At 64.3% G+C, this 14,495-nt stretch carries 18 protein-coding genes; 9 read left to right on the top strand and 9 right to left on the bottom strand.

The window, feature by feature from the left end:
- Positions 1-76 precede the first annotated feature (76 nt).
- Genes QX071_RS33535 through fliL form a run of 4 tightly spaced genes read right to left on the bottom strand, consistent with a single transcriptional unit; the run spans position 77 to position 3,043 of the window.
- The gene (locus QX071_RS33535) at positions 77-847 is read right to left on the bottom strand and encodes a flagellar protein FlbB (RefSeq protein WP_315707160.1); all 771 of its coding nucleotides are present in this window, start codon (positions 845-847) and stop codon (positions 77-79) included.
- A complete protein-coding gene (locus QX071_RS33530; RefSeq protein ID WP_315707159.1) occupies positions 844-1,329 on the bottom strand; it encodes a DUF6468 domain-containing protein in 486 nt (161 codons plus the stop codon). Before QX071_RS33530 ends, QX071_RS33535 begins: the two co-directional genes overlap by 4 nt.
- Positions 1,326-2,531: a flagellar motor switch protein FliM gene (gene fliM, locus QX071_RS33525; protein WP_315707158.1), complete on the bottom strand. Its 1,206-nt coding sequence runs from the start codon at positions 2,529-2,531 to the stop codon at positions 1,326-1,328. Before fliM ends, QX071_RS33530 begins: the two co-directional genes overlap by 4 nt.
- A gap of 17 nt (positions 2,532-2,548) precedes the next feature.
- Complete coding sequence (gene fliL / locus QX071_RS33520) at positions 2,549-3,043, bottom strand: flagellar basal body-associated protein FliL (RefSeq protein ID WP_315707157.1); 495 nt, start codon at positions 3,041-3,043, stop codon at positions 2,549-2,551.
- Positions 3,044-3,427: 384 nt separating this feature from the next.
- Here fliL and flgF point away from each other — a divergent pair, with 384 nt between their 5' ends.
- The 6 genes from flgF (at position 3,428) to QX071_RS33490 (ending at position 8,341) form a co-directional block, all read left to right on the top strand.
- Positions 3,428-4,192 (top strand): flagellar basal-body rod protein FlgF, encoded by a 765-nt coding sequence (gene flgF, locus QX071_RS33515; RefSeq protein ID WP_315707156.1) that lies wholly within the window; start codon positions 3,428-3,430, stop codon positions 4,190-4,192.
- A 28-nt stretch (positions 4,193-4,220) separates the two neighbouring features.
- Entirely contained in the window at positions 4,221-5,009 is a 789-nt protein-coding gene (flgG, locus tag QX071_RS33510; protein WP_315707155.1) for a flagellar basal-body rod protein FlgG, read from the top strand.
- A 17-nt stretch (positions 5,010-5,026) separates the two neighbouring features.
- Entirely contained in the window at positions 5,027-6,094 is a 1,068-nt protein-coding gene (flgA, locus tag QX071_RS33505; RefSeq protein WP_315707154.1) for a flagellar basal body P-ring formation chaperone FlgA, read from the top strand.
- Between the two features lie 5 nt (positions 6,095-6,099).
- Complete coding sequence (flgH, locus tag QX071_RS33500; protein ID WP_315707153.1) at positions 6,100-6,876, top strand: flagellar basal body L-ring protein FlgH; 777 nt, start codon at positions 6,100-6,102, stop codon at positions 6,874-6,876.
- Between the two features lie 760 nt (positions 6,877-7,636).
- Positions 7,637-8,053 (top strand): type II toxin-antitoxin system RelE/ParE family toxin, encoded by a 417-nt coding sequence (locus tag QX071_RS33495; RefSeq protein ID WP_315707152.1) that lies wholly within the window; start codon positions 7,637-7,639, stop codon positions 8,051-8,053.
- A 9-nt stretch (positions 8,054-8,062) separates the two neighbouring features.
- Complete coding sequence (locus QX071_RS33490; RefSeq protein ID WP_315707151.1) at positions 8,063-8,341, top strand: HigA family addiction module antitoxin; 279 nt, start codon at positions 8,063-8,065, stop codon at positions 8,339-8,341.
- A 45-nt stretch (positions 8,342-8,386) separates the two neighbouring features.
- Here QX071_RS33490 and QX071_RS33485 read toward each other — a convergent pair whose 3' ends face one another.
- From QX071_RS33485 to QX071_RS33470, 4 genes are all read right to left on the bottom strand, one after another.
- Complete coding sequence (locus QX071_RS33485) at positions 8,387-9,178, bottom strand: 2-keto-4-pentenoate hydratase (RefSeq protein ID WP_315707150.1); 792 nt, start codon at positions 9,176-9,178, stop codon at positions 8,387-8,389.
- Between the two features lie 165 nt (positions 9,179-9,343).
- Complete coding sequence (locus tag QX071_RS33480; RefSeq protein ID WP_315707149.1) at positions 9,344-10,372, bottom strand: aldehyde reductase; 1,029 nt, start codon at positions 10,370-10,372, stop codon at positions 9,344-9,346.
- A gap of 188 nt (positions 10,373-10,560) precedes the next feature.
- Positions 10,561-10,926 (bottom strand): RNA polymerase-binding protein DksA, encoded by a 366-nt coding sequence (gene dksA, locus QX071_RS33475; RefSeq protein ID WP_172114412.1) that lies wholly within the window; start codon positions 10,924-10,926, stop codon positions 10,561-10,563.
- A 231-nt stretch (positions 10,927-11,157) separates the two neighbouring features.
- Positions 11,158-11,769, bottom strand: coding sequence for an NAD(P)-dependent oxidoreductase (locus tag QX071_RS33470; protein ID WP_315707148.1), 612 nt, complete (start codon positions 11,767-11,769; stop codon positions 11,158-11,160).
- Positions 11,770-11,883: 114 nt separating this feature from the next.
- Between QX071_RS33470 and QX071_RS33465 the strand changes: the two genes are divergently transcribed.
- Positions 11,884-12,282 (top strand): helix-turn-helix domain-containing protein, encoded by a 399-nt coding sequence (locus tag QX071_RS33465; protein WP_315707147.1) that lies wholly within the window; start codon positions 11,884-11,886, stop codon positions 12,280-12,282.
- Between the two features lie 12 nt (positions 12,283-12,294).
- Here QX071_RS33465 and QX071_RS33460 read toward each other — a convergent pair whose 3' ends face one another.
- Entirely contained in the window at positions 12,295-12,708 is a 414-nt protein-coding gene (locus QX071_RS33460; protein WP_315707146.1) for a flagellar assembly protein FliX, read from the bottom strand.
- Between the two features lie 272 nt (positions 12,709-12,980).
- Here QX071_RS33460 and QX071_RS33455 point away from each other — a divergent pair, with 272 nt between their 5' ends.
- Complete coding sequence (locus tag QX071_RS33455; RefSeq protein ID WP_315707145.1) at positions 12,981-14,105, top strand: flagellar basal body P-ring protein FlgI; 1,125 nt, start codon at positions 12,981-12,983, stop codon at positions 14,103-14,105.
- Positions 14,105-14,482, top strand: coding sequence for a flagellar assembly peptidoglycan hydrolase FlgJ (gene flgJ / locus QX071_RS33450; RefSeq protein ID WP_409977567.1), 378 nt, complete (start codon positions 14,105-14,107; stop codon positions 14,480-14,482). The genes QX071_RS33455 and flgJ overlap by 1 nt, the downstream gene beginning before the upstream one ends.
- Positions 14,483-14,495: the final 13 nt, after the last annotated feature.

Below are 14,495 nucleotides of genomic sequence, written 5' to 3'. Positions count from 1 at the left end.
CACGCGACGGACGAGCCCGGCCGTTGCGCCATATGAGACTAGCGACCGGCGTTTAAGGGCTCATTAAGCATCCAGTTCAATTGGTCTTCGCCGGCAGCACCTTGCCTTCGATCTTCGGCAGCTCGGCACTCACCTCGGCCGGCTTGTCGGCGCCGGCCCGCCGCGCCAGCTCGACCGTCAGCCGCTCGGCGGCTTCAGGCATCATCAATCCCAGAATGTCCGACATCTTGCGCGGCTGGATCTGCGATGCGATCTCGATCAGGACCGACATTTCGAGCCGGTCGAACACCTTGGCGGCATCCTTCGGCTTCATGCCTTCGTACATCGTCACGATGCTCTTGAAGCGCGCGCTGTCCGCCTCGCTCTTCTGGCTGCTCACCGCGGAGATGCGCTGCTCGATCGCCTTCATCTCATCGGTCTTGGTTTGGATGCGCTGCTCGGCCGCGCGCAACAGGCTCTCACGGATGTCGATCTCGCGCGCCCGCGCATCGAGCTCCTGGCGGCGTGACTGCAGCCGCTCGAGGATCGCCTTCTCGGCTGCCGACACGTTCTGCGGATTGTCCTCGGGATGCAGCACCACCCCCTCGGGCTTGGTCTCCGGCGCGGCCGGCTTCGGCGCCTCCTCCTTCTTGGCCTCCTTCGCGCCGTGCGTGGAGCCGGTGATGTCGGTCTCCACACCGCCCGGGAAGTTCAGGTTCTCCTGCGCCCATGACCGTCTGGTCGACTGCGGATCGTAGTCGAACACATAGGCGCCATCGAGCACGAGGCCGGCGACCTTGAGGACCGCGAGGCTTGCGATTGCGATCAGCGCGACGGGAATGACGCGGATATTACGGAACGATTTCATGCGGCAAGGCCACCGGACCTTCGACGTTCAGAGAAAGCCTGCGCCGCGGCAGCAACCGCCCTGGCGCCGGAGACCCTGGCGGGCTCGACTGCGGGCGCAGGCGCGGGCTGGGGCGCGACAACCGGCGCCGGCTCGGGTTCGGCCGATGTGGCCGGCCGCGCGGCGCTCGCGATTCGCGACAGCCTTCGGACCACCGCGTCGCTTTCCGCAAGCTGCCTTCTCAGCTGGTCCGACATCTGCGTCGCCGCTGTGAGCTGGTTGCCGAGATTTTCGTTCACGTCGCGCACCGCAAGCTTGAGGCCGCCGATCGCCCGCTCGGCGATTTCGGTCGCGGTGATCAGTTCCGCGATCACGGCCTTCAACGAGTGCTCATCGGCCTTCAGGCGCTTCAGCCTTGCATTCAACAGCATGCAGTAGCCGATGGTCAGCACCAGGAGAACCGCGACCAGGCTCTCGATGATCAATCCGAGGGAGTGGTTCATTGTGCCTCCATCAACTTGTTCTGTCCTTCCGCCCCTTCGAACATGGCGAGCGTGGTATTCGGCTTGCGCAAATTCTTCGTGACACGGATCGCGACGCGGTCGCCGACCCGGCCCATCCGCCCTTCCGTCAAGGTCGTGCTGCCGCAGCGGATCGCGACCAGCGCATCCGGGCGCATGTCGAGCGGCAAGGTGTCGCCGACCTTCAGCCGCATCAATTGCTTCAGCGGCACGTCGGCCTCGTAGAGCACGGCATCGACGGCGATCTCAGCCTGCGCGATCTCAGTGGCGAAGTGGCCTTCCCAGACCGGGTCACGGCCGAACTTTTCGCCCATGAACATCTGCAACAGCACCGGGCGGATCGGCTCGATGGTCGCATAAGGCAGCAGCAGCTCGACATTGCCGCCACGATCTTCCATGTCGATGCGCAGCTTCACCAGGATCGCTGCGTTGGCCGGACGGCTGATCGCGGCAAAACGCGGATTGGTTTCGAGCCGGTCGATGGTGAAGGTGACCGGTGACAGCGGCCGGAACGCCTGTTCGGCGTCCGCGAGCACCACCTCGATCAGGCGCTTGACGAGGTTGGTCTCGATTGTCGTGTAGGGTCGTCCCTCGACGCGCATCTGGCTGGTGCCGCGCCGGCCGCCCAGGAGCACGTCGATGATCGAATAGATCAGGGTGGAGTCGACGGTGGCGAGCCCGAAATTCTCCCACTCCTCGGCCTTGAAGACCGAGAGCACCGCAGGCAGCGGGATCGAGTTCATGTAGTCGCCGAACCGCACCGAGGTGATGCGGTCGAGCGTGACCTCGACATTGTCGGAGGTGAAATTGCGCAAGCTTGTCGTCATCAGCCGCACCAGGCGGTCGAAGACGATTTCGAGCATCGGCAGACGCTCGTAGGACACCATCGCCGAATCGATGATGGCGCGGATACCGGAATGGTCGTCGAGACTGACCTCGCCGGCGGTGAAGCCGAGCAGATTGTCGATCTCCTCCTGCGACAGCACCCGCTCGCCGCCGCCATTCTTGGTGGCGCCGAACTCGCGGCCGCCGTCCTCGACCATTTTGGCCCATTGCAGGGCCATCGACTCCGTGAGTTCATTGGCTGCTGCGGCTTCCGCGGCCTCGGTGGGATCCTCCGAATCGAGCGAGGCTTCCCATTGCGCGGCTATCGCATCTTGGTCGACTGGATCGTTGCCCGCCATGGCTGCAATTCCGTGCCTTACTGAACCACGATTTCCTTGAACAACACCGCGTTGACCTGGTTGGGTGCCAGCGCGACGTTGACCCGCTTGGTCAGCTCTTCCTTGAGCCGGAACAGGCCGGCGGAGCCGTTGAGGTCGCTCGGCCGCAATTCGCGCAAGTAGGTCTGGAAGATGTCGCTGACGCGCGGCAGGGTCGGCTTGATCGCCTCGACCTGCTTCTCCTCCTTCACTTCCAGCACGACCTTGACCTTGAGATATTGGACGCGGTCGCCGGGATTGCCGACCAGGTTGACCAGGAGATCAGGAACCTCGACGAAGGCCGGCGGCTTCGGCGGCGGCGCCGCTTCCGCATGCTGCTCTTCGCTCTTATGGCCGAAGAAGAAGAAATAGCCGGCACCGCCCATCGCCAGCAGCGCCAGCACGCCGACCGCCATGATGATCAGCTTTAACTTGCTCTTCGGGGTGCCTGCGCCTTGTTCGGCCTCGCCGGCACCGCCTTCATTCTCAGCCATGGCTTTCGGGTCCCCTTACGGAAATCGATCCGATGCCGCCAGAAAGCCCTATGACGCGATACCAACACGCTCCCAGCGCATCTGCGCTTGTTGGCTGAACGCTACGGTAACAATGGTTAATGGAAGCTTTCTTTTACGCGACCGGTGGGAAAAAGTTGCCGGGCAAACATGGTTGATGAGCGGTTATTGCCGGGTGTTTTGATCTGTCTCAAAATGACAATCGTTTGATTTTTCTTATCTTTTTGACTTGGCACGGTCTTCGCTATCCCCACTGCGACCCCCGTAAGGCTTGGGAGAGCCGAACGGGGTTCGATGACCACCCGTTAACGATCGCCTTGGGAGAGGCGCCGCTTGCGGGGTTCGTAAATCAGGGGAGCTTGACCGATGGAGAATTCGCTTCTCGTCGGATTGTCACGGCAGATGGTGCTGGAGCGACAACTCGACGTCGTTGCCAACAACGTCGCCAACGTCAACACCAACGGCTTCAAGGCCGATCAGCAGCTGTTCGAGGAATATCTCACCTCGGGCGCGCATGAAGACAATTTCCGCGGCAACGACCGCCGGGTCTCCTATGTGCAGGACCGCGGCACCTATCGCGACTTTTCGCAGGGCTCGTTTCAGCGCACCGGCAACCCGCTCGACATTGCCGTCCAGGGCGACGGCTTCCTGGTGGTGCAGACTGCCGGCGGCGAGCGCTACACCCGCGACGGCAGCCTGCATGTGAGCAACACCGGCCAGCTCGTCACGGCGGCAGGCGATCTGGTGCTCGGCACCGGCGGACCGATCACGCTGCAGCAGACCGACCACGACATCAACATCTCGCCGGATGGCACGGTCACGGTGGTCGAAGGCACCAATCCCACCGATTCGATCCGCGCCAAGCTGCGCCTGGTCAACTTCGCCGATCCGCAGGCCGCGCAGAAGCAGGGCAACAATCTCTACGCCGCCCAGAACGGCGTCGTGCCGCAGCAGGATACGAAGTCGACCATCCAGCAGGGCTACGTCGAGAAGTCGAACGTGAATGCGGTCGGCGAGATGAGCCGCATGGTCGAAGTGATGCGGTCCTACCAACAGGTCGCCACCATGCTGCAAGGCCAGAGCGACCTGCGCAAGAACGCGATCGAGAAACTCGCCGACGTTCCGGCCTGAACCTCGCAGAACACGAAGGAGACTTGACATGCAGGCGCTTCACACCGCTGCGACCGGAATGGCGGCACAGGAACTGAACGTTCAGGTGATCTCCAACAACATCGCCAACCTGCGCACCACCGGCTTCAAGAAGCAGACGGCGGCGTTCCAGGACCTGATCTACGAGCATGTCCGCCGCGTCGGCGCTCAGTCCTCCGACCAGGGCACGATCCTCCCGGTCGGCATCGATCTCGGCGGCGGCGTCAAGACCGTCGGCACGCCGCGCTCGATGACGCAGGGCACGCTGTCGCAGACCGGCAACGACCTCGACCTCGCCGTCTCGGGCGAAGGCTTCTTCAAGATCCTGATGCCGGATGGCACCAACCAGTACACCCGCGACGGCACGTTCCAGATGGACAATCAGGGCCGCATCGTCACCGCGCAGGGCAATCCGGTGCAGCCGACCATCACCATCCCGCAAAACGCCTCCGGCATCACCGTGAACTCGCAAGGCCAGGTCTCGGTGACGCTGCCGGGCTCGAGCACGTCGCAGATCATCGGCCAGATCCAGCTCACGCGCTTCATCAACAAGGCCGGTCTGCAGCCGGTCGGCAACAACCAGTTCATCGAGACGCCTTCCTCCGGCGCGCCGCAGGACGGCATCGCCAACCAGCAGGGCTACGGCAGCATCACGCAAGGCAGCCTGGAGCAGGCCAATGTCGACGTGGTCAGCGAGATGAGCGAACTGATCGCGGCGCAGCGCGCCTACGAGATGAACGCCAAGGTCATCTCCGCTGCCGACCAGATGATGCAATCCACCACCGCGCTGTTCCGCTGAGGCAATAGGAGCCTGCCATGAAGATCCGCACCGCGCGTCCGCTTCTCATCGCTGCAGCCCTGCTGGTCTCGACCGCGCTTCCCGCCCTGGCCGGCGGCGCCGACGAGCAAATCGCCGCTCCCGTGCTGCGCGCCACCGTCAACGTCACCGGCGATATCGTCCGCGTCGGCGACCTCATCGACAATGCCGGCGCCGCAGCGCAGGTCGCGGTCTACCGAGCACCCGATCTCGGCACCACCGGCATGCTGCCGACCGCCCAGGTGATCTCGGTGCTGCGCGCGCACCAGGTGATCGGGGTCGACACCCGTGACATCAAGGAAGTCGCGGTGACGCGGCTCGCACGCAGCCTCGCGACCAAGGACATCGAGCAAGCGGTGGCGCAGGCGCTCGACCACCGCTCCGGCCTTGGCGATGCCGCCAATATCAGCCTGAGCTTCGACCAGGCGGTGCAAGACCTGAAGTTCGACGCGGCAACCAGCGGCGCGCTGATCCCGACCTCCGTCCGTTTCGATCCGCGCTCCAGCCGCTTCGATGTGGCGTTCGAGATCGGGGCGAACAGCGGTACCGCGCCGGTGCGGCTGCGTTACACCGGTGTCGCGATCGAGACCGCTGAGGTCGCGGTGCTCACCCGCAATGTCGACCGCAACGAGCTGTTGCGCTCGGGCGATCTCGTGATGGAGCGGCGGCCTCGCGCCGAACTCGGCGGGGCAGAACCCGCCTCGCGCGAGTTCGCGGTCGGCATGCAGATGCGTCGTCCGGCGCGCGCCGGCCAGGCGCTGAAGAGCACCGATCTCGCCAAGCCCGACCTGGTGCAGCGCGACCAGAACGTCACGATCGTCTTCCAGACCGCCGGCATCTATCTGACCACGCGCGGCAAGGCGCTGGACAACGGCACGGAGGGCGACGTCGTCAGCGTGCTCAACCTGCAATCCAAACGCACCGTGACCGGTCGCGTCAGCGGCCGCGGCCAGGTTTCGGTCGAGATCGTCGTGCCCAAGCCCGCGCAGACCGCCGAAGCCGAGATTCCTGCTCCTGTATCCGTCGCCGCGCGACTTCCCGCGTCCGCCACCCCGAAAGCCGAGTAAGTTCCATGTCGAAGTTCACGTCTGATGCTCCGTCCTACAACGGCTTGCGGCGGCTCGCGCTGGTGTCGGCCTCGCTCGCGGTCCTGTCGGTGGCAAGCGGCTGCTCCTCGATCGATCGCCTGTCGCAGGTCGGCGAAAGGCCGAAGCTGACGGAGATCGACAATCCGACCACCCAGCCCGGCTACAAGCCGGTGCAGATGCCGATGCCGAAGCCCGAGACGGTGTCCTATGCGCCGAACTCGTTGTGGCGCAACGGCTCGCGCGCTTTTTTCAAGGACCAGCGCGCGCACCAGGTCGGCGACCTCCTCACGGTGACCGTCAACATCACCGATCAGGCGAACTTCGCCAACGAGACCCAGCGCAGCCGCACCGGCAAGGAAGACTCGGGGATCACCGACTTCATCGGCTCGAAGACCATCACGCAGGCCAACAAGATCCTGCCCGGCCGTATCCTCACCGAGGACTCCTCGTCGACCTCGGACGGCAAGGGCTCGATCCAGCGCTCGGAATCGTTGACCACCAGCGTCGCCGCAGTCGTCACCCAGGTATTGCCGAACGGCAATCTCGTGGTCGAGGGCAAGCAGGAGATCCGGGTGAACTACGAGATCCGCGAACTGATCGTGGCCGGCATCGTGCGTCCCGAGGACATCCAGAGCGACAACACCATCGACTCCACCAAGATCGCCCAGGCCCGCATCTCCTATGGCGGCCGCGGCCAGATCACGGACATCCAGCAGCCAAGATACGGCCAGCAGGTGATGGATATCTTGCTACCGTTCTAGCGAGAGCCTGAGGTCCAGGAAACGCAACTAACGGCCTCCTTCCGTCAGAGAGGCAAGACAGCAATGTCCCCTCCCCCGCTTGCGGGGGAGGGTCAGGGTGGGGGCGCCCAGAGCGCGACGTCAGTTCGCAACAAAGGACGACGGCAGCGACGCGCCCCTTCCCTCACAACGAGCTCCCACATCGCTCGCCTGCGAACCTAGGCGCAGAAGAGTGATGGTATACACGGCCTCCGGTAGCTCCCCTGCCGGGGGCCGTGTTTGTTTGTGGGAGCCAAGAACGCCGTTCTACCCAAAGCCGCCCTATCCTCTCGATTCCCATTGGGTGAGTGCCTAGCATTCGTTAAATGCACTGGGAGAACATTGTCCTTGACGCATCGCTCAACCTCCTTTATGTTCTTGTTTTGTTCTAACCTCTAATCGAGGGACGTATCGCGATCGTCACGAACGTTGAGGTTGGAATGCGATGGCTGCGGGCGCGCCGAACAGACGAGCGGCGCGGACGCGGACGGTGAAATCGTGTGGTCCTGGCGTCCCGGTGCTGGCGCCAAGGTCGCGACGAGGGCCTTGGTCCTCGCGCGGGTGACGGGGGCAAGACAGCCGATCCCCGGGGAGATCACGTATAAGCCGTAAGCCCATCGCGCAGGGAAGGCCGGTTGTTCGGCTCGTACCTGTGGTGACTGCCGCCTGCTTTTTTGATGCAGGCGGGCCATGGGTGCGGCCTGCACCCGGCCTTCCCTGCGCCCTCGTGTTGCCGAGGGTGATGACCAGCAAAACCTCGGGCGGATCGGCGCCGCGGGAACGTCGTTGCTTTCGGTCGTTCTCGCGACGGAGGCTTTGCGCCTGTAAAGCAATACTTGACTGTGTAAAGCGTTACTTTACATTCGAATGGCTTAGAGCAGTGATCGAGAGTTTTCGGCACAAGGGCCTGCGACAGCTGTTCGAGGACGACAATGCGCGAGGCGTCCGTCCGGAACATGTCCGCAAGATCAGGCAGGTTCTCGCCGTTCTGGACGTGGCGGAAACGATCGACGCGCTCGATCTGCCAACGTTTCATCTTCATCCCCTGAAGGGCGATCTCAAAAGCTTCTGGGCAGTGACCGTTCGAGCCAACTGGCGGATTGTTTTTCGATTCGAAGACGGGGTGGCCTGGGACGTCGATCTCGTCGACTATCACTGAGGATTCTCCATGGCGATGAAAAGCCCTCCCCACCCCGGCGAACTGCTTGGCGATACGCTGGAGGAGATCGGCGTCTCCATCAGCGCGGCGGCCAAGGGCCTCGGGGTCACGCGCCAGCAACTACATAATGTCATTGCCGGGCGAAGCGGCGTCAGCGCCGAGATGGCGGTGAGGCTGGAGAAAGCAATCGGCAGCACTGCCGATGCCTGGCTCAAGATGCAGATGGCCTATGACCTCGCAGAGGCCCGCAAACGCCCGATCGACGTCAAGCGATTGGCGCCGGCGTGAGCGAGCGAAGGCGAATTTGTAAAGCGCAGCGTGCCCCTCCTACACTCACTCGAACCTCGCCTCCACCGTACCCAGCCCGTCCAGTTCCATCCGCACGCGGTCGCCGGGCTTGAGCCACACCGTCTTGATCAGGCTGCCGGTCAGCACCAGCTGACCGGCCTCGAGCCCGTCGCCGCGAGCGGCAAGATGATTGGCAAGCCAAGCCAACGCGTGCAGCGGATGTCCCAGCACGTCGGATCCGGCCCCCGCGCCGGCCAGCGCATCGTTGATGAAGGCGCGGCCCTGCACTGCGGCGAGGTCCGGCACGGCACCGCGCGCCACCGCCGGACCGAGCACGCAACCGGCGGCAAAGAAATCGTCGGCGATGAGCGTCGGCGCGCCCAGCGTCTCCCACTGCACATAGCGGTCGTCGACGATCTCGATCGCCGCATGGCAGTCGCCGATCGCCTCCGCGACATGCGCGATGGTGAAGGGCGCATCCAGCGGCAGCAGGTCTTGCGCGAGCCGTACCGCGATCTCGCATTCGACGCCGACGCGGACGAAGTCGGCCGCGCGCAACACGGCACCGGACTCGTGAACGCCGCGCGCAAATACGCCACCGGCGCAGGGATGCGGAATGCGAATGTAATCCTGCATCACCTTGCTGGTGCAGCCGATCTTGTAGCCGGCGAAATCGCCGGCGTGCTCGGCAAGCAGCCAGTGAACCTCATGCTGGATCTCATAGCCCGCCGCTTCATCCTGCGGCTGAAGCTGAGCCGGCAGCGCGGCCAACGGCCTCCTCTCCTGGCGGGCGCGCATGATCAGTTGCGCGGCAGCCAAGACCTCGTCTGCTCCCATTGTCGTTCAACTCCCGTTGTCAGCCGCCCCAAGCGGCCGTTCAGGATTGCTGGCGAACGGATTGTTTATAAACGACTTTCATCAGCTCGTCTCATCCTGCATTGCGGCAGCTTCGGACCACGTTCAAAACGCCTGCCGGGCTGTTCAGATGGAGCTTTAGCGCGCTCACGGCTGCACCAGCCCGAGCTTCAGCAGGCTCTCGGCGGTGGCCATAATGATCTCCTCGTTCGGCCGCGGGTTCCAGCCGAGCACATTGCGGGCCTTGTCGCCGCTGGCGGCGCGGCGGAGCCCAAGCAGCGGCTTGACGTCACGCAGTTGCGGCACGGCGAGCGCGACGACGCGCGCCAGCCAGTTCGGCATTTCGAACCGAGGTGCGCGCCGGCCGGCCCGGCCCATCCGTTCCCGCAGTACCGACGCAATGTCGAGGATCGACACCGGCGGGCCGGCCACCGCAAGGAACCGTTCCCTGTTGGCGGCCGGATCGGTCATCGCGCGCAGGTGCAGGTCGGCGACATCGCGAACATCCACCAGGCCGAAATAGATCTTGGGCGCGGCCGGCGCCCTGCCCTGCATCAGCGCCTGCACCACCGCGATCGAGGGCGAGAAGTCCGGACCCAGCACGGGGCCGAGCACGGCGACCGGGTTCACCGCCGCAAGCTCGAGCCCGCCCCCTTCGCGCGCCATGAAATCCCACGCCGCACGCTCCGCCAAGGTCTTGGACTTCGGGTAAGGCTGCACGTCGGGGCCGTTAAGATCGGTCCAATCGGTCTCGTCGAAGGGCTTTTCGCGTGGAGAATGCCCATAGGCGATCGCGGCAAAGGAGGAGGTCAGGACGACGCGCTTCACGCCGGCATCGCGCGCCGCACGCAGCACCCGGAGCGTTCCCTCCCGTGCCGGCACGACCAGCTCGTTCTCGTCCTTCGGCACGTAAGGCGGCAGGGGCGAGGCGACGTGCAGGACATAGTCGCACCCCTTCACGGCGTCGGCCCAGCCGGTATCAGCGGTGAGATCGGCGGCAAAAAAGGACGGATTATCGATCGAAGCCGCGCCGCCCGCCCGCAGCATCGCCAACGCGTCGTCCTTGCGATCGGGATTGCGGACGGTGGTGCGGACCGTGTGGCCGGCGGCCAAGAGCTGCAGGATGCAATGCGCGGCGATGAATCCCGAGCCGCCCGTCACCAGAACCTCGCTCATCGCACACCTCAGTTCGGCAGGCCATTGCCGCCGCAGGGATCATGCGGCGCGCGCCTGCGTTTTGTGGGCGCAGCTTGTGACAAGGAGAAGACGACCGAATACGGCAGGCGGAGGCCCGCAACAGCGAACCAGCCAGAAACGACGACGCCCCGCATTGGTACGGGGCGTCGGACAAAACAAACCGCGAATTATTCGTCGCGGTACACCTTCTCGCGCTTCTCGTGACGCTCCTGCGCTTCCACCGACAGCGTTGCAATCGGACGGGCTTCGAGCCGTTTCAGCGAAATCGGCTCCCCGGTCTCCTCGCAATAGCCGTAGGTGTTGTCCTCGATGCGCTGGAGCGCGGCGTCGATCTTGGAGATCAGCTTGCGCTGGCGGTCTCGGGCCCGAAGCTCGATCGCGCGATCGGTCTCCGACGACGCGCGGTCGGCGAGGTCCGGATGGTTCACGTTCTCCTCCTGCAGAGCCTGCAGGGTGAGCTTCGATTCGCGAAGTATCTCCTCCTTCCATGCCAGCAGCTTGGCGCGGAAATACTCGCGCTGGCGTTCGTTCATGAAAGGCTCTTTTTCGGAAGGCTTGTAGTTTTTCAACTTTTCCAAGGTCGGCCCATCTGTACGTGCTGGCGCCGGTCGTCGCGGCACCGGCGGACGGAATACGCCCGTTCGCGGCCGCCTTATATAGCGACGCCCGGTGCCAGACAACATTCCCGTGGGCGGGGACGGCCCGCCCCCAAACCCTTGCACAGGCAAATCTATCGGGACCGTGCGGGGCGCCCTCGGGAATCCTTAATAGCCGACCGTGAAGCGCTGCCGCAGATGGGCCGGCTGCTCGATCTCGTCGGCCAGCGCGACCGCATAATCCTCAAAGGAGATCCAGCTTTTACCGTCGCTGGCGGTCAGCAGCTGATCCGTTCCGAGCCGGAACTTTCCGGTCCGCTCCCCCGGAACAAACATCGCCGACGGCGACAGAAAGGTCCAGTTCAGCTCCTTTTCCTGCCTCAGGCGATCAAGAAAGGCGGCTCCCTTCTCCGCTTCGGCCTTGTATTGCGGCGGGAACGAGGGGGTCGTGACCAGGCGCACGCCGGGCGCCACCTCCAGCGAGCCGGCGCCGCCGACCACGAGATAACGGCCGACACGTGCATCCTTGGCGGCACCGATCAGCGCCTCGGGATCGCTGACCAGGAAATGGATCGAACTGATCGCGACATCGTGGCCGGTCCACAGTCTGGCCAGCTCGCCGCGATCGTTGGCATCGCCCCTGACCGGGGTGACATTGGGCAGCTCGGCGATCTTCTCCGGGTTCCGGGCGATCGCGGTGATCTGGTGGCCGCGGCCGGCCAGTTCGGCGGTAATCCGCGACCCGGCATTTCCGGACGCGCCGGTGACGGCGATCTTCATTGACAAGCTCCTGTCTGGCATCTGTGACGTGGTAACCAACGGGAACTAGATAGCGGATAGAATGCTGGTGTTAAGAACGCACTTTAAGATCACCTGGTCACGCCGGAGTAACCCATGAGAGCCGCCGACGCCTATTCGGCCGATTGTCCGACCCGGAAGATCCTCGATCGCGTGGGCGACAAATGGGCCGTGCTGATCCTGCTGCTGCTTCGCGACGAGCCTTTGCGCTTCAATCAGTTGCGCCGCGCCATTGAAGGCATCTCGCAGAAGATGTTGTCGCAGGTCTTGAAGAGCCTGGAGCGCGACGGGCTGGTCCGCCGCCGCGCCATCGCGACCGTGCCGGTGACGGTGGAATATTCGATGACGCCGCTGGGACTGACGCTGGCCGCCGCCGTCGATCCTCTGAGGGACTGGGCGGAGAACAATTTGAAGGATGTGCTCGCAGCCCAGCGCCGTTACGACGCACAGCACCGGCCCAAAGCCAGCATCAAGTCGCGGGTCAAGGCCGCGTAAGCGGTGGTGCGCTCAACCCTGCCCCGCTTTGGCGAGCTCGACCTCAACGCGCAGCTCAATTTCTGACAGCACGGCATCGAGCCCGGGATCGCCAGACGACTGCTTCAGCGCGGCAGCGGCATCGCGCAGACGGCTGGCCATGCCGGCGTCGAGCTTGCCGGAGAGCAGCGAGAGCTTGAGTTCGTCGAGTGCATCGAGCGCGCGCCGGCCGCGCTGGACTGAGCGCTTGCGGCGCTCCCGCGGCTCCTCCTCGATTCCCTGCAGCGCCAGCAGCGCGTCGATATTGGCGGTCTGCTTCGGCGCCAGCGTCGCACGCGTCTCCTGCGTCGTTCCGATATCCGGCAGCATGAAGCCGCCGGACGATGTCTTTCGCGTCGAACTGGTGGATGTCGTCGGCGTGGTGCCGTTCGGTCCGATGATGCGCATGGGTCTTTCCCGCGGCTTCGTGTGCAAGGCGAGCTTGGCCGCTGCATGGTTAATGACGCGTAAACGGCCCGGCAAAATCTGCCGGGGCGGCATTTTCGATCGCGCAGAAGACGCGATCCGGAGAAAGGAGCATCGATCAACTTCGTATGATTTCAATCAGTTAAGCCACGGCGTCGAGGTGGCACGGTGCTCGCATAGTTAATGGTGATCATGCGGTCATGGGAGTGGCGGCAGCGATCGCTCAGATTTTGAGAGTTCGAGGGGAGCATAGGATGCGACGCATCCGTTCGACGCGCCTGTTTCAGGTGGCCTGCGCAGCATTGCTTGCGCTGGCGTCATCGACCATATCGGCCACCGCAACGTCGCGGATCAAGGATCTCGCCAATATCGAAGGCGTGCGCCAGAACCAGTTGATCGGTTACGGCCTCGTGGTCGGCCTCAACGGCACCGGCGATACGCTGAACAACATCCCCTTCACCAAGCAGTCGCTGCAGGCGATGCTGGAGCGCATGGGCGTCAACATCCGCGGCGCCACGATCCGCACCGGCAACGTCGCCGCCGTGATGGTGACCGGCAATCTGCCGCCATTCGCCACCCAGGGCACGCGGATGGACGTGACCGTCTCCGCGCTCGGCGACGCCAAGAACCTGCAGGGCGGCACCCTGCTCGTCACCCCGCTGTTAGGCGCCGACGGCAACGTCTACGCAGTGGCGCAAGGCTCGCTCGCCATCTCGGGCTTCCAGGCCGAGGGCGAAGCGGCGAAGATCGTACGCGGTGTGCCGACGGTCGGCCGCATCGCCAACGGCGCCATCATCGAGCGCGAGATCGAGTTCGCACTGAACCGGCTGCCGAATGTGCGGCTGGCGCTGCGCAATGCCGACTTCACCACGGCGAAGCGGATCGCCGCGGCCGTCAACGATTTCCTCGGGGTCAAGTCCGCCGAGCCGATCGACCCGTCGACCGTGCAGCTGACGATCCCGCCCGAATTCAAGGGCAACGTGGTCGCCTTCCTGACCGAGATCGAGCAGTTGCAGGTCGATCCTGACCTCGCCGCCAAGATCGTCATCGACGAGCGCTCCGGCATCATCGTCATGGGCCGCGACGTCCGGGTTGCGACCGTTGCTGTCGCGCAGGGCAATCTCACGGTCACGATCTCCGAAAGCCCGCAGGTGAGCCAGCCCAATCCGCTGTCGCGCGGCCGCACCGTGGTCACACCACGAACCAGCGTCGGCGTAACCGAGGACGGCAAGAAATTCGCGGTCGTCAAGGACGGCGTTTCCCTGCAGCAGCTCGTGGACGGCCTCAACGGGCTTGGCATCGGGCCGCGCGATCTCATCAGCATCCTGCAGGCGATCAAGGCCGCGGGCGCGATCGAAGCCGACATCGAGGTGATGTGATGTCGGCCTATATCGACACCTATAGCGGCCGCGTTCCGCTCAGCCTGCCGAGCCCGGTCGGCCCGACCGAGCCGCGCACCGATCTGGACCTCGCTGAAGCGCTGACCAAGGTCTCGCCGAAAGCGCAGGCCAAGGCGAGGTCAACGGCCACCGATTTCGAGGCGATGTTTCTGAACTCGATGTTTTCGCAGATGACGAGCGGCGTCAAAGGCGAAGGCCCGTTCGGCGATACGCCCGGGACAGGCGTCTGGCGGTCGATGCTGACCGAGCAATACTCCAAGAACTTCGCCAAGGCCGGCGGCGTCGGCATCTCGGACGAGGTGTTTCGTACATTGATCCTGCAGCAGGCGAAAACAACGGGCCAAAGCGCGGCCTGATCAGTTCAGTTGA

This window comes from Bradyrhizobium sp. SZCCHNS1022, assembly GCF_032484835.1.
In the GTDB taxonomy this organism is placed as follows: Bacteria; Pseudomonadota; Alphaproteobacteria; order Rhizobiales; family Xanthobacteraceae; genus Bradyrhizobium.
This window is presented reverse-complemented; position numbering and strand designations above follow the sequence as displayed.

Bases quoted from the DNA above. Each gene is read 5' to 3' on its own strand.
- QX071_RS33535 (WP_315707160.1), bottom strand. From the start codon at position 847: ATGAAATCGTTCCGTAATATCCGCGTCATTCCCGTCGCGCTGATCGCA.
- QX071_RS33530 (WP_315707159.1), bottom strand. From the start codon at position 1,329: ATGAACCACTCCCTCGGATTGATCATCGAGAGCCTGGTCGCGGTTCTC.
- fliM (WP_315707158.1), bottom strand. From the start codon at position 2,531: ATGGCGGGCAACGATCCAGTCGACCAAGATGCGATAGCCGCGCAATGG.
- fliL (WP_315707157.1), bottom strand. From the start codon at position 3,043: ATGGCTGAGAATGAAGGCGGTGCCGGCGAGGCCGAACAAGGCGCAGGC.
- flgF (WP_315707156.1), top strand. From the start codon at position 3,428: ATGGAGAATTCGCTTCTCGTCGGATTGTCACGGCAGATGGTGCTGGAG.
- flgG (WP_315707155.1), top strand. From the start codon at position 4,221: ATGCAGGCGCTTCACACCGCTGCGACCGGAATGGCGGCACAGGAACTG.
- flgA (WP_315707154.1), top strand. From the start codon at position 5,027: ATGAAGATCCGCACCGCGCGTCCGCTTCTCATCGCTGCAGCCCTGCTG.
- flgH (WP_315707153.1), top strand. From the start codon at position 6,100: ATGTCGAAGTTCACGTCTGATGCTCCGTCCTACAACGGCTTGCGGCGG.
- QX071_RS33495 (WP_315707152.1), top strand. From the start codon at position 7,637: ATGACCAGCAAAACCTCGGGCGGATCGGCGCCGCGGGAACGTCGTTGC.
- QX071_RS33490 (WP_315707151.1), top strand. From the start codon at position 8,063: ATGGCGATGAAAAGCCCTCCCCACCCCGGCGAACTGCTTGGCGATACG.
- QX071_RS33485 (WP_315707150.1), bottom strand. From the start codon at position 9,178: ATGGGAGCAGACGAGGTCTTGGCTGCCGCGCAACTGATCATGCGCGCC.
- QX071_RS33480 (WP_315707149.1), bottom strand. From the start codon at position 10,372: ATGAGCGAGGTTCTGGTGACGGGCGGCTCGGGATTCATCGCCGCGCAT.
- dksA (WP_172114412.1), bottom strand. From the start codon at position 10,926: ATGAACGAACGCCAGCGCGAGTATTTCCGCGCCAAGCTGCTGGCATGG.
- QX071_RS33470 (WP_315707148.1), bottom strand. From the start codon at position 11,769: ATGAAGATCGCCGTCACCGGCGCGTCCGGAAATGCCGGGTCGCGGATT.
- QX071_RS33465 (WP_315707147.1), top strand. From the start codon at position 11,884: ATGAGAGCCGCCGACGCCTATTCGGCCGATTGTCCGACCCGGAAGATC.
- QX071_RS33460 (WP_315707146.1), bottom strand. From the start codon at position 12,708: ATGCGCATCATCGGACCGAACGGCACCACGCCGACGACATCCACCAGT.
- QX071_RS33455 (WP_315707145.1), top strand. From the start codon at position 12,981: ATGCGACGCATCCGTTCGACGCGCCTGTTTCAGGTGGCCTGCGCAGCA.
- flgJ (WP_409977567.1), top strand. From the start codon at position 14,105: ATGTCGGCCTATATCGACACCTATAGCGGCCGCGTTCCGCTCAGCCTG.